Annotated in this window: 12 protein-coding genes; 5 read left to right on the top strand and 7 right to left on the bottom strand. The window is 64.7% G+C overall.

The genetic code is table 11. From position 1 onward, the window contains the following. Window positions 1–323: 323 nt before the first annotated feature. Window positions 324–569 (top strand): hypothetical protein, encoded by a 246-nt coding sequence (locus J0I79_RS33240; protein ID WP_292869820.1) that lies wholly within the window; start codon window positions 324–326, stop codon window positions 567–569. 68 nt (window positions 570–637) lie between these two features. Here the strand turns inward: J0I79_RS33240 and J0I79_RS33235 are convergent, their stop codons facing one another. The 4 genes from J0I79_RS33235 to J0I79_RS33220 all read right to left on the bottom strand — a co-directional run bounded on the left by J0I79_RS33235 (window position 638) and on the right by J0I79_RS33220 (window position 3456). Then, window positions 638–1006 (bottom strand): helix-turn-helix transcriptional regulator, encoded by a 369-nt coding sequence (locus tag J0I79_RS33235; RefSeq protein ID WP_292869817.1) that lies wholly within the window; start codon window positions 1004–1006, stop codon window positions 638–640. Between the two features lie 19 nt (window positions 1007–1025). Continuing rightward, on the bottom strand, window positions 1026–1574 hold the full coding sequence (locus J0I79_RS33230) for a Smr/MutS family protein (RefSeq protein ID WP_292869814.1): 549 nt from the start codon (window positions 1572–1574) through the stop codon (window positions 1026–1028). Between the two features lie 2 nt (window positions 1575–1576). Then, the gene (locus J0I79_RS33225) at window positions 1577–2671 is read right to left on the bottom strand and encodes a murein transglycosylase A (protein ID WP_292869825.1); all 1095 of its coding nucleotides are present in this window, start codon (window positions 2669–2671) and stop codon (window positions 1577–1579) included. Between the two features lie 77 nt (window positions 2672–2748). Continuing rightward, a complete protein-coding gene (locus J0I79_RS33220; RefSeq protein WP_292869811.1) occupies window positions 2749–3456 on the bottom strand; it encodes a Tim44/TimA family putative adaptor protein in 708 nt (235 codons plus the stop codon). A gap of 198 nt (window positions 3457–3654) precedes the next feature. Between J0I79_RS33220 and J0I79_RS33215 the strand changes: the two genes are divergently transcribed. The 3 genes from J0I79_RS33215 (at window position 3655) to J0I79_RS33205 (ending at window position 6990) form a co-directional block, all read left to right on the top strand. Then, a complete protein-coding gene (locus tag J0I79_RS33215) occupies window positions 3655–4155 on the top strand; it encodes an FxsA family protein (RefSeq protein WP_292869808.1) in 501 nt (166 codons plus the stop codon). 197 nt (window positions 4156–4352) lie between these two features. Beyond that, entirely contained in the window at window positions 4353–4856 is a 504-nt protein-coding gene (gene secB, locus J0I79_RS33210) for a protein-export chaperone SecB (protein ID WP_292869805.1), read from the top strand. 493 nt (window positions 4857–5349) lie between these two features. Then, window positions 5350–6990: an ABC transporter substrate-binding protein gene (locus J0I79_RS33205; RefSeq protein WP_292869802.1), complete on the top strand. Its 1641-nt coding sequence runs from the start codon at window positions 5350–5352 to the stop codon at window positions 6988–6990. A 238-nt stretch (window positions 6991–7228) separates the two neighbouring features. Here the strand turns inward: J0I79_RS33205 and J0I79_RS33200 are convergent, their stop codons facing one another. The 3 genes from J0I79_RS33200 to lepA all read right to left on the bottom strand — a co-directional run bounded on the left by J0I79_RS33200 (window position 7229) and on the right by lepA (window position 10882). Beyond that, complete coding sequence (locus J0I79_RS33200; protein WP_292869799.1) at window positions 7229–7744, bottom strand: hypothetical protein; 516 nt, start codon at window positions 7742–7744, stop codon at window positions 7229–7231. Window positions 7745–8073: 329 nt separating this feature from the next. Next, window positions 8074–8784 (bottom strand): hypothetical protein, encoded by a 711-nt coding sequence (locus J0I79_RS33195; RefSeq protein WP_292869796.1) that lies wholly within the window; start codon window positions 8782–8784, stop codon window positions 8074–8076. 292 nt (window positions 8785–9076) lie between these two features. Continuing rightward, window positions 9077–10882 (bottom strand): translation elongation factor 4, encoded by a 1806-nt coding sequence (gene lepA / locus J0I79_RS33190; RefSeq protein WP_292869793.1) that lies wholly within the window; start codon window positions 10880–10882, stop codon window positions 9077–9079. Between the two features lie 209 nt (window positions 10883–11091). Between lepA and J0I79_RS33185 the strand changes: the two genes are divergently transcribed. Continuing rightward, a complete protein-coding gene (locus tag J0I79_RS33185) occupies window positions 11092–12153 on the top strand; it encodes a TadE/TadG family type IV pilus assembly protein (protein WP_292869790.1) in 1062 nt (353 codons plus the stop codon). The last annotated feature ends 86 nt before the right edge of the window (window positions 12154–12239 follow it).

Below are 12239 nucleotides of genomic sequence, written 5' to 3'. Positions count from 1 at the left end.
GCAACTGTTCAGGTTGATGGTTCATCGGTGGGAAGGGACCGAGCCATGCCGCGGCCTGTCCCCGAAAGGGACGACCAGGATCCTCTCGGCCTCCTTCCCACTTCAAACCATACACCCGAACAAACACACAGGATCCTCGGGTCTGCGCGTCCGCTTCGCTGCCGCTCCGCCCGTGGATGACGAAAGCGAGGGGCCCGCGACGCCGACATTGCCAGCAGCCCGCCCACGCCCCCCAAAAATTTTTCCGAACCCTCCGTGAACCATTTCCGTCCGCCCGGCGACACATAGCCGTGAACGACGAAACCCAACCATGGAGACTTCAAATGACTGCTTTCCTGCGCAACACCTTCCTCGCCGCCGTCGCGGTGTCGGCTTTCGCCGGATCGGCCCTGGCCGACCAGACCGTCAGCTGCGCCCACACCAACCTCAATGACCTCTGGGCCGGCCGTTGTTGCGGCACTGCCGGCGCGTCGGACTGCCTGGGCGGCGGCAACGGCGGCCGTGGCGACCATGACCACCCGGGCAACAATGGCGGCAACACCAATGGTGGCCCGGCCGGCAAGCCCTGATCTTCCCGCAGCCAGCCGGATTTGCGTAAAATTGAAGAGCCCGGCCTGATCTGACGGTGTCCGTCAGGTCAGGCCCGCCTGCCGAGCGCCGCGCGCACAGACGCGGTGATGGCGCGAAGTGCCGCCTCGTCCAGTTTCTCGATGTTCTCGGCCAGAAGATTGGCGAGCTCGGTGGCGGCGGGGCTCAGGCCCGACGTGTCGAGCCGGACGCGCGGATGCGAGGCTTCGGCCAGCCGCGCCAGTTCCTCGGCATCGTCCCAGATGATGTTGAAATAGCCGATGATCTTCTGGATCAGCGTCCAGGTCGGCGCGCCGCGCCGTCCGTGCTCGAGCGCCGACAGATAGGCGGCGCTGACGCCGATGGCGGCCGCCATGTCCTTCTGGCTGACGCCGCGCTCGGCCCGCAGCGCCCGCAGCTTTTCGCCGAACGGGGTCATGCCCGTGGCCTCGCGCCCGTCACGAGCGCACCCGCCGCAGCCTGACATAGAGCGCGCCCGAGCCGCCATGGTTGCGCGCGGCATGGTCGTGGCTGGAAACGAGCGGCCGGAAGGCGGGCGTCGACAGCCAGGCCGGCACCGCGCGCCGCAGCACGCCGTCGCCGCCGGAGGACGAGCCCTTGCCGGTGATGACCAGGACATAGCGGATGCCGCCGGCATGCGCCCGGTGCAGGAAGGAGAACAGCAGCGAATAGGCCTCGTCCTGCGTCATGCCATGCAGGTCGACGCGGCCCTCGATCGGCAGCCGACCCTTCGACAATTTGTCCAGCGTCGGGTCATCGAGACGCTGCGTGACATGCTGCGTCTTGGGTTTGGCCACGCCGGCCGCATTGGCGGGCGGCTGGGCCGCCTGCGTCGTTGCCGCCTTGGCCTCGGCGGCGATGTCGGGTATCTCGACGGCCGCCGCCCTGCCCTTCAACGGCCTTGCCGTGCGCGCCACCAGGTTCCACAGCACGCGGTCGTCTTCGCTCAGCCTGCTCTCGCCCGGCCTGCCGGAGTGCCTGGTCATCTCTAGCCTCCGGCCAGCGCGCGCGGCACCAGCGCGTAGAAGTCGGCGGCATTGCGCACCACGCCGGCGATCTCGCCGGCGGCGTCGCCGGACCCTGCGAACAGGTCGCCGCGCGCCGGCCCGGTTATGGCCGAGCCGGTATCCTGCGCGATCATCAGCCGCCGGAACGGTTTTTTGTCGAAGGCGGTCAGCGTCGGCGCATCGATATGGAACGGCGTGCCGAATGTGTGCAGCAGCCGGTCGACGGCGACCGAGCGGCCCGGCGTCAGCGGCACCTTGGCGGCGGCGATCGGGCCGAGGCTGGCATCCGCCACGTCGGCCTCGCGGAAGAAGATGTAGGAGCGGTTCCGCCACAGGATCTCGTCGATGCGTTCCGGATGCGCCTTGAACCAGGCTCGGATCGACTGCATCGTCACCTCGGCCAGCGGAATCTCGCCCGCTTCGCTCAGCACCTTGCCCGGTCCGGTGAAGCGCTGACCTGACTTGGCGGCATAGGTGACGCGGCAAAGCCGGCCATCGGTCATGGCAAGCCGCGCCGCTCCCTGCACATGGATGAAGAAGGCGTCTACCTTGTCGGCCAGCCAGGCGATCTCCAGACCCTGGCCGTCGAGCGCGCCGCGCTCGATCGCGCCACGGTCGAAATATTCGGCCAGCCCGTCCGTCGTCCGGCCCGCGAAGGCGAGATAGGGGTCCATGCCCGCAGGCCGGTTGGCGTCGTCGACATCGGCGAGATCGGCCGGTCGTGACAAAAGCGGCACGGTGAAATGTTCCGTCCGCACCGGCGAGGCTTCGACCTCCGGCTCGTAGAAACCGGTGACGAGACCCGCGCCGCTTTCGGCGCGCACCAGCATCGGCACGAAATAGCGTTCGAAGAAGGCCCTGGCCTGCGTTGCGTCTTGCGGAGGCGCCTCGCGCGCCTGCGCGTAAACCTCGGCGAAGGCGCCGAAGGCGACGCCGAGCGCGCCGCTGCGATAGGGTTTTGTCAGCACATGGAAGGCGGAGCGGCGAAACGCCTCGAAGGCCGGCAGGTGGTCGTCATCGCCCCAGCCGGGCAGGTCGCCGAAGGTCTTCGCCGTCATCAGCGGCGAAAGCGACACTCCGGCACCGCCATCCCCGCTGCTATGCATGTCATTGTCCCAAAACCGTTGCCCGCTTCCGGGCGACATGCATCGACCTAGTCTTCTTCTTCGGTGGCGACGAGCTTCCAGTTCGGATCGCGCGAGCGCGTGTCGCGGGCGAAGGTCCAGACATCCTTGACCTCGGCTACTGTCTCGGGGTCGCCGTCGATGACGGTGCCGGCCTTGTCGCGCGTCGCCGAAATCAGCTCGCTGATGATGCGCAGCGTGACATGGGCCTCGCCATTCTTCATCTCGGCCGAGACGATGTCGGCCTTGTCGATGCCGACGAAGGAGGACTGGATCTTTTCCGACTTGGCCTCGCGTTCGCCGATCGCGGCGACGAAGCCGTCATAGACCTCGCGCGACAGAAGGTTCTTCAGCGTTTTGCGGTCGCCGTCGGCATAGGCCATGACGATCATCTCATAGGCCATCTTGGCGCCGTCGACGAAACCCTTGGGGTCGAAGGACGCATCGTTGTCCTTGATCGAGCGCAGGCCCTTGTTGAGGTCGGTGTCCGGCGCAGCGAAGGCGTCGATCGCGGCATAGGTGTCGGCCGCCGGCTCGCCCGGCAACCGCTTGCGCGGCAGCGAAACGACGTTCTCGGACTTCTGGGCGGCGTCCTTGTCGGCCGTGCGCGCCGCCGAATAGGGGTCGAAAGGCGGCCGCTCGTTACCGGTCCGACGGCCCAGCACGTTGCGCAGCTGGAAAAAGATCACCACCGCCGCGATCAGGAAGAAAATCGTGCCGAAGTCGAAGAATCCCATATCTTCCGCCAATCAATCCCTGCCTTTTGGCCGGACCGCCGGGCCGGGGCCCAAGGGTCGCATAGCGTTCAACATTCAAAGCATATAGAACGCAAGGCGCAATCATTCAAATCAAAGGCAGGCATACCTATCTAACAGGCCCAGTGCCAGCGGCGATTGGTCGCCGCCGGGCAAAACATCGAACCGATCGGTCCAGATTTGCGCATTTCGCTGCTTCCTCTTTTTCTGCTCGCCCTGCCGCTGCTGGAAATCGCCGGTTTCGTCATCGTCGGCCGCGAGGTCGGCGCTTTGGCCACGGTCGGCCTGGTCATCGCCTCCAGCCTCGCCGGCGTGCTTCTGCTGCGCCACCAGGGTTTCGGCGTCATGGCCCGCATTCGCACCGAGATGAACGCCGGCCGCGACCCCAGCCGCCAGTTGGCGCACGGCGCCATGATCGTGGTCGCGGCGATCCTGCTGATCATCCCGGGCTTCATCACCGATATTATCGGCCTGCTGCTGTTCGTGCCGCCGGTGCGCGACTTCGCCTGGAACCGGCTCAAGGGCCGCATCGTGGTGGCCACCAATTTCTCGGCCGGCGGTTTTCGCGGCAGAAGTCGCGACAAGGTCATCGATCTCGACGACGGCGACTATTCGCGCGAGGACGATTTCAAGCGCGGCCCCGACCATAATTCGCCCTGGCGGCGCCTGAAGGACGATTGAGACTGTTCCGACGCGCCGGCGGCGCTGCCACTGGCTGCTGATCTTCCCCCACAAAAGGTCGGAACAATCGCTCCAGGCCCGAAGGCGGCAAACCTTGTCTTGTCCTGCCGGCCATGGTAGCGAACGCCCGATTTCAATTCGGTCGGCCCCGATTTCAATTCGGTGAGGACTGCCCAGGGGAAAAGGATATCAGGCTCATGGCCAGCAATGACGACGCGCAGACCGGCGCGGCCAACGGAAACGGCAACGCGACGCAGCCCTCGCTCAACGTCCTGGCCCAGTATGTGAAGGACCTGTCCTTCGAAAGCCCCGGCGCGCCGAACTCGCTGCGCGGCCGCGACAAGGCCCCCGGCATCGCCATCAACGTCAATGTCAACGCCAACCCGCTTTCCGACAAGCAGTTCGACGTCAACCTGACGCTGAACGCCAAGGCCTCCTTCGACCAGGAAGTGCTGTTCAATGTCGAACTTGTCTATGGCGGCGTCTTCGCCATCTCGGGCTTCCCGCAGGAGCACATGCTGCCGATCCTGTTCATTGAATGCCCGCGCCTTTTGTTCCCCTTCGCGCGCCAGATCATCGCCGAGGCGACCCGCAATGGCGGCTTCCCGCCGCTGATGCTCGACCCGATCGACTTCGCGCAGATGTTCCAGCAGAGGATCGCCGAGGACCAGGCCGCCGCGTCGAAGGTCCAGGTCAGCTGATTCCGGGCTGACCGGATGTTATGAAAACCCGGCCTTGTGCCGGGTTTTTTTGTTAGGGGCGCCACCCTCGAGCTTTCGTCATCCACGGGCGGAGCAAGGAGCGCAGCGACGCGCGCAGACCCGAGGATCCATGCCGGGACTCTGAAGCTGTCGCCACGGTCCAGAATTCTGCACCGCTACACCCCACGGCTGAGGTCGCGGCATGGATCCTCGGGTCTCCGCGACGCCGCTGCGCGGCTGCTCCGCCCGTGGATGACGACGTTAGGAGCCCTCGCGCCTTCATTGCCCGATCGCTTCCCCTAGCTGCGGAGCACCGCACAACTCCTGCGGATTTCCGAACATTTGGCGCTTCCCCGCCGCCCTATCATCCCTGCCTCAGGCAATGGCTCCCCGGCGGCCGCGACCGCTTTCGCGTTGGCGATCCGCCGGGGCGCGCCTGTTTCCGTGCGTGCCGGCTTTCGGGCGGCATGCGCCAACAAAAGAGGGAACGACGATGAAATTCATGCTGACCGACAGGAAACTGCATCCGCGCGCCGGGCCGCTGGTCGACGATTTCAGGAAGGGCGGCATCAGCCGCCGTGAATATCTGGCTGTCATGGCCGGGCTCGGCGTCAGCGCCGCCGGCGCTTACGCGCTGGGCGGGCTCGCCGCGACGCCTGCCCGCGCCGCCGAGCCGAAAAAGGGCGGCACGCTGCGCGTCGCCATGAACGTCAAGGGTTTCAAGGACCCGCGCACCTTCGACGGTGTCGAAATGTCCAACGTCGCGCGCCACTGCAACGAATATCTGGTACGCTGGAACACCGACTTCTCCTTCGAGCCGTGGCTGCTCGAGAAATGGGAGATGAGCGACGACGCCAAAACCCTGACGCTGCATGTGCGCAAGGGTATTTCGTGGTCGAACGGCGACGCCTTCAACGCCGACGACGTCGTCCACAACCTCACCCGCTGGTGCGAGGCCGGCGTCGCCGGCAATTCGGTCGCCGCGCGCATGGGCGCGCTGGTCAATGCCGACACCAAGAAGGTTGTCGACGGCGGCATCGAGAAGGTCGACGACTACACCATCAAGCTGAACCTGCCGAAGCCTGACATCTCGCTGATCGCCGGCATGGCCGATTATCCCGCCCTGATCATGCACCGTTCCTACGATGGCGGCGGCGATCCCATGAAAGCGCTCGCCATCACCACGGGCCCCTGCGAATTGGTGAAATGGGACGCCGAGACGGGCGCGGAGGTGAAGCGCAAGGACAAGCCGTGGTGGAAGGGCGAATTCTACCTGGATGGCATCCAGTGGATCGACTACGGCTCCGACCCCAACGCCATGCTGTCGGCCTTCGAATCCGGCGAGATCGACACCGACCACGAAACCGCCTCCGACGCCGTCTCGCAGACCGAGAAGATGGGGCTGAAGAACTCCGAGATCGCCACCGGCTCCACCATCGTCGCCCGCTTCAATGTCGGCAACGCGCCCTATGACGACGTCAAGGTGCGCCGCGCCGCACAGCTCGCCGTCGACAATTCAGCCGTGCTGAAGCTTGGCCTCGACGGCCGCGGCAAGCCCGCCGACAACCACCATGTCGGCCCCATGCACCCCGAATATGCCGATATCGGCCCGGCAAAACGCGATTTCGAGGCGGCGAAGAAGCTGCTCGCCGAGGCCGGCAAATCAGACCATGAATACGAGTTGATCTCAGTCGACGTCGAATGGCAGAAGAGCACGGCCGACGCGATTGCCGCGCAGATCCGCGAGGCCGGCCTGAAGATCAAGCGCACCGTGCTGCCAGCCGCCACCTTCTGGAACGACTGGAGCAAGTTCCCCTACTCCTGCACCGAATGGCTCGGCCGCCCGCTCGGCGTCCAGGTGCTGGCGCTGGCGTACAAGTCGGGCGCCGCCTGGAACGAAAGCGCCTACGCCTCGAAGGAGTTCGACGAACTGCTCGACAAGGCGCTCGCCATGCCCGACGCCAAGGCCCGCAAGGAGATCATGGCCAAGATCGAGCAGAACCTGCGCGACTCAGGCATCATCATCCAGCCCTACTGGCGTTCGGTCTACCGGACGTATCGCAAGGGGGTGGAGGGCTGCGAACAGCACCAGGCGCTCGAGCAGCATTTCGAGAAGGTCTGGATCGAAAGCTGAGGCGCTGCCATTGATTTCCTCGCCCCACGTAAGTGGGGAGAGGTGGCCCGGCAAAGCCGGGACGGAGAGGGGGCCGCCCTCAACGAAGCCAAAGCCGGTCGAGAAGACACGAGACCCGTCGTGAGCCGGCCTTGAACCCCTGAAAAAATTTCCGAACCCGGCGCTGGCCCCTCTCCGTCCCGGCTGCGCCGGGCCACCTCTCCCCACTGGCGTGGGGCGAGGAACCAGGTCGCGCCCCCTACCGCCCCACCTTCACCCCCGGCGCGAACCTCCGTATCGCCGCCATGATCTCGCCTTCCGAAATATCCAGCGACGACATCTCCATATGCACGGTGTGCCCGTTGCCCGGCAGCATGAGGTTCAGCGCATTAGCGTTGGAATATTTGATCGCCTCGGGCAGCGGCCCGGTCAGCTCGAAATTCACCAGCGTCGGCCCGCCATGGTTGCCATGCACCAGCCCCGCGCTGCGCACCGTAGCCCACGGCACCAGCACATCCCCGGCGCGCTTGTCGCGAAAGCCATGGGAATCCAGCGTCACCTGAACCCCGCTGTCGAACCCGCCGCTCGCCTTGAACAGCCCCCAGCCAAGGCAGCCCAGGGCAAAGATAAACAGCAGGAACACCGGCCCGCGTGCGGTGTCGGACGACATCGCCCGGAAGGCGAGCACACCGGCGACAGCCGCGCCGATGAAGGGCGCGAGGGTGGCGAGGGTGTTGCTGGAGGCGCTGTTGCGGATTTGGACGGGAGCGGACATGGGTGGGGATTGAGCCCGGAAGCGGACGAAGTGTCGAGAGGAAGCAGCGCTGGCGGACAGGTGGCCCGATGACGAATGCGTGATGGAGAGCTTAAGGCAATCGTCAACGTCAGCGCCGCCCCTCACTGTCCTGCCGGACATCTCTCCCCGTAAGACGGGGAGAGAGAAGCTGGCCGCAACCCCGCGCTCTTTCTGCAACGTGAGCGATTGGCGAAAGCCGTGACGACAGCGCCCCTCTCCCCGTCACTATACGGGGAGAGGATGCCGGCAGGCAGGTGAGGGGCGGCGCCGACGTTTTTTGCTTCCCCTGCCGCCACCGGTCCGCAACCCTAAGCCGGGTTGCCCTGCGGGCCCTTGATCGAAGGTCCTGTCGAAACGATGGGCCGTTCCCTGCAGAAATACAGGATCGCAAGCACCACAACGATCATGAGAATGGTGTAGTAGACCGACACGCGCGCGTAGACTTGCGCCTTCTCCAGCGGGAAGGAGCGCCCCGCGCTCTCCGCCCGCGCCATCATCGAGCCGATCAGAGCATCGTAGGAGAACATGATGTTGATCAGCGCCAACGGCAGCGTGGAGACGCATAACAAGGCGTTATAAAGCTTCGCCCTGGGCGCGAACCGCAACAGCATCATGCCGCACAAGCAATAAAGGCAGGCATAGAGCGTGGCCGTCGCGATTTTCAGCGGCGTTTGCTCGACCATGAACAGGAAAGGCATGCCGTAGTCGGGAGCGGTCTGGTGGAGAAGGGACAAGAGACCGGAAACGAAGCCGAGCGTGCCGAGCACAAGGTTGGGCCATTGCCGCTGGCTTGCGGGCTTCTCGTCAAGCGCGTAGGCCAACAGCCATTCGCCCAGAGAAGTGTTGGTCAGCCGGGCCACGGTGAGCAAAAGCGTGATAATCAACGCGCAGGCCGCCCCTGACAGAGGCTGGCCAAGAAGCATCTCGGCGAGACCGAGCCGGTTGGCCAGGACAATGACAACACTTATCCAGGCGGCATCGATGCAAAGGCTGAAAAACGCCACGACGTATTTGCGCAATCTAAAATCCCCCGAAAAGACGTAGCGTATAGTCTCGGCGGGTTGCTGATCAATCGGACTTTACGCGCGTCTGGTATATGCAACCCCGAGAAACCTCTGGCATCCAGCGTCACCTGAACCCCGCTGTCGAACCCGCTGCTCGCCTTGAACAGCCCCCAGCCCAGACAGTCCAGCGCGAATACAAACAGCAGCAAGACCGGCGCGCGCGAAGCCGCACAACCTCACCCGCGAGTGCGCCTCATGGCTGAATATGATCGGGTGCCCAAAAATCATGCAGGGTTGAAGCCAGCCGTCAATCGCCCATCTTCAGCGCCTGGATAAACGCCTCCTGCGGAATATCCACCTTGCCGAACTGCCGCATCCGCTTCTTGCCCTCTTTCTGCTTGTCGAGCAGCTTGCGTTTGCGGGACACGTCGCCGCCATAGCACTTGGCGGTCACGTCCTTGCGCAGCGCCGAGACGGTTTCGCGGGCGATGATGCGGCCGCCGATGGCCGCCTGGATCGGGATCTTGAACAGGTGCTGCGGGATCAGCTCCTTCAGCTTCTCGCACATCTGGCGGCCGCGCTTTTCGGCCGCCGAGCGGTGCACCAGCATGGAGAGCGCGTCGACCGGCTCGTCATTGACCAGGATCGACATCTTCACCAGGTCGCCCTCGCGGTAGTCGGTCAGGTGGTAGTCGAAGGACGCGTAGCCCTTGGAGATCGACTTCAGCCGGTCGTAAAAGTCGAAGACCACTTCGTTGAGCGGCAGGTCGTAGGTCAGCATGGCGCGTTTGCCGACATAGGAGAGGTCGGCCTGGATGCCGCGCCGGTCCTGGCAGAGTTTCAGGATGCCGCCGAGATAATCGTCCGGCGTCAGGATGGTGGCGCGGATCCACGGCTCCTCGATGGAGGCGATCTTGACCACGTCGGGCATGTCGGCCGGGTTGTGCAGCTCCTTCACCGAGCCGTCATTGAGGTTCATGCGGTAGACGACGCTAGGCGCCGTGGCGATGAGGTCGAGGTTGAACTCGCGCTCCAGCCGCTCCTGGATGATTTCGAGATGCAAGAGGCCGAGGAAGCCGCAGCGGAAGCCGAAGCCGAGCGCCGCACTCGTTTCCATTTCATAGGAGAAGGACGCGTCGTTGAGGCGCAGCTTGCCGACGGCGGCGCGCAGATCCTCGAAATCGGCGGCGTCGACCGGGAACAGGCCGCAGAACACCACAGGCTGCGCCGGCTTGAAGCCGGGCAGCGCCTTGTCGGTCGGGCGCCGGTCCTCGGTGATGGTGTCGCCGACGCGCGTGTCGGCCACTTCCTTGATCGAGCCGGTGAAGAAGCCGAACTCGCCGGGGCCGAGCTCGTCGACATTGATGCGGGCAGGGGTGAACACGCCGGTGCGCTCGACCAGATATTTGGCGCCGGTGCCCATCATGCGGATGGTCTGGCCTTTCTTCAGCACGCCGTCGATGACGCGCACCAGCACGATGACGCCAAGATAGGCGTCGTACCAGCTGTCGACCAGCATCGCTTTCAGCGGCGCCGAGGCGTCGCCCTCGCGCGGCGGCGGCAGCTGGTTGACGATCGCTTCCAGCACGTCGGGAATGCCAAGGCCCGTCTTGGCCGAGATCAGCACGGCGATGTAGCCGTCGATGCCGATCACCTCCCCCACCTGCCCGCGGATGCGCTCGGGCCCGGCGGCCGGCAGGCCGACCTTGTTCAGCACCACGACGATCTCGTGGTTGTTGTCGATCGCCTGGTAGACATTGGCCAGCGTCTGCGCCTCGACGCCCTGGCTGGCGTCCACCACCAGCAGCGAGCCCTCGCAGGCGGCCAGCGAACGCGAGACCTCGTAGCCGAAGTCGACATGTCCGGGCGTGTCGATCAGGTTGAGGACGTAATCCTCGCCATTGTTGGCGCGGTATTTCAGCCGCACGGTCTGCGCCTTGATGGTGATGCCGCGCTCGCGCTCGATATCCATCGAGTCCAGCACCTGCTCCTTCATGTCGCGCGCCTCGAGCCCGCCGGTCAGCTGGATCAGGCGGTCGGCAAGCGTGGATTTGCCATGGTCGATATGGGCGACGATGGAAAAATTGCGGATGTGGTCGAGCGGCGTGGTCATGTCGCGCGCTTTAGCAGGGGCGGCCTGTTGCGGCAAGGCTTGGCGCCCAAGGGCTGCGCGATCGATCACAAAGCGGTGAGCCGGCCCGAAAAGCCCGAAATACCGGCCCTGGGCGCAAGAATGCTTAAACTTTGAGCAATCACGTTAGACCTTGGTTTGCCGGCTGCGTGCTATCTGCGCAGTCGCTAATGTTTCCTTGGGGGTAGAAAATGCTGAGAGTTGCCCGCGGGTTTGCCCGTTCGCGCAGCGGCTCCATGATGCCGCTGTTCTTTCTGAGTCTGGTGCCGCTGCTCACCGTCGTCGGTTTCTCCGTCGACTATACGGACGCGGTCGAGACGCGTTCCAACATGCAGGAGGCGCTGGACGCCGCCACGCTGTCGATCACCACGCTGCCCACCACCACGACCACGGTTGCCCGCCAGCAATCGCTGCAGGACAATTTTACCGCCAACAACGGCCAGGGCACCGCGACGCTGGTGAGTTTCTCCATCGCCGCCGACGGCACCTCCACCGCGCAGACCTCGGCAAGCTTTGCCATGCCGACCAATTTCATGTCGATCGCGCGCATCAACAGCGTGCCGGTCGCCGTCAGCTCGGGCGTCACCAAGGCGCCGGCCCTGGTGCAGGCAACCTTCAAGATCGACAAGGCCTCAGGCTGGTGGAACAAGACCGTCTATCTCTGGGGCACGCAGTTCGGCGCCACCACGGCGCAGAAGCTGCTGCAGATCAGCTATTCCTACAACGGCGCGGGCGACCCGAAGGGTTACGGCACCACCACGGTCTACACGGTCAGCGGCACCAATCTGACGCAGGTGCAGCAGCAGGTGTGCAGCACCAACACGGTCAACAACTTCAACAATGCCCCAGCCGGGTCGATCCAGCAGACCAGCGGCAACAAGAACTATCTGACCACCTGCGTAACCACGCCCGCCAACGGCACCGGCGCCGTCATCGACGTCAGCCAGATGAACAGCCTTTACCTGGAAATGGACGTGCCTTCCGGCGGCAAGACCGTGTTGAAGTCGAACGACCCGACCACGTCGAACTACCTGTTCATCGGCGCGAGCGACACGACAGCCGTCGAACAGCCGCTCGGCGTGCCCATCGACATCTTCACCGCCGTACCGTGCGGCCAGACAAGCACGCAGGCCTGGGAAGATGGTGGCTCCCTCCCCTTGCCCGAACCCATCACCAACGCCGACTTCTTCTACAGCGTCACCGGCAAATGCGACTTCAACCAGCGCCCCTCGCTGACGGCGCTGACGCAGTAGAAAAGCACGGCTTTCCCTTCTCCCCTTGTGGGAGAAGGTGTCGCCGAAGGCGACGGATGAGGGATGTTTCAGGAAGAGCCAGCGTC

Source organism: Mesorhizobium sp., assembly GCF_017306585.1.
Classification (GTDB): domain Bacteria; phylum Pseudomonadota; class Alphaproteobacteria; order Rhizobiales; family Rhizobiaceae; genus Mesorhizobium.
Note: the sequence above shows the minus strand (reverse complement) of the source record. Positions and strands in the feature narration are given on the sequence as shown.

Coding starts and splice junctions, on each gene's coding strand:
- J0I79_RS33185 (WP_292869790.1), top strand. CDS start 11,092: ATGCTGAGAGTTGCCCGCGGGTTTGCCCGTTCGCGCAGCGGCTCCATG.
- lepA (WP_292869793.1), bottom strand. CDS start 10,882: ATGACCACGCCGCTCGACCACATCCGCAATTTTTCCATCGTCGCCCAT.
- secB (WP_292869805.1), top strand. CDS start 4,353: ATGGCCAGCAATGACGACGCGCAGACCGGCGCGGCCAACGGAAACGGC.
- J0I79_RS33230 (WP_292869814.1), bottom strand. CDS start 1,574: ATGACCAGGCACTCCGGCAGGCCGGGCGAGAGCAGGCTGAGCGAAGAC.
- J0I79_RS33240 (WP_292869820.1), top strand. CDS start 324: ATGACTGCTTTCCTGCGCAACACCTTCCTCGCCGCCGTCGCGGTGTCG.
- J0I79_RS33205 (WP_292869802.1), top strand. CDS start 5,350: ATGAAATTCATGCTGACCGACAGGAAACTGCATCCGCGCGCCGGGCCG.
- J0I79_RS33220 (WP_292869811.1), bottom strand. CDS start 3,456: ATGGGATTCTTCGACTTCGGCACGATTTTCTTCCTGATCGCGGCGGTG.
- J0I79_RS33200 (WP_292869799.1), bottom strand. CDS start 7,744: ATGTCCGCTCCCGTCCAAATCCGCAACAGCGCCTCCAGCAACACCCTC.
- J0I79_RS33235 (WP_292869817.1), bottom strand. CDS start 1,006: ATGACCCCGTTCGGCGAAAAGCTGCGGGCGCTGCGGGCCGAGCGCGGC.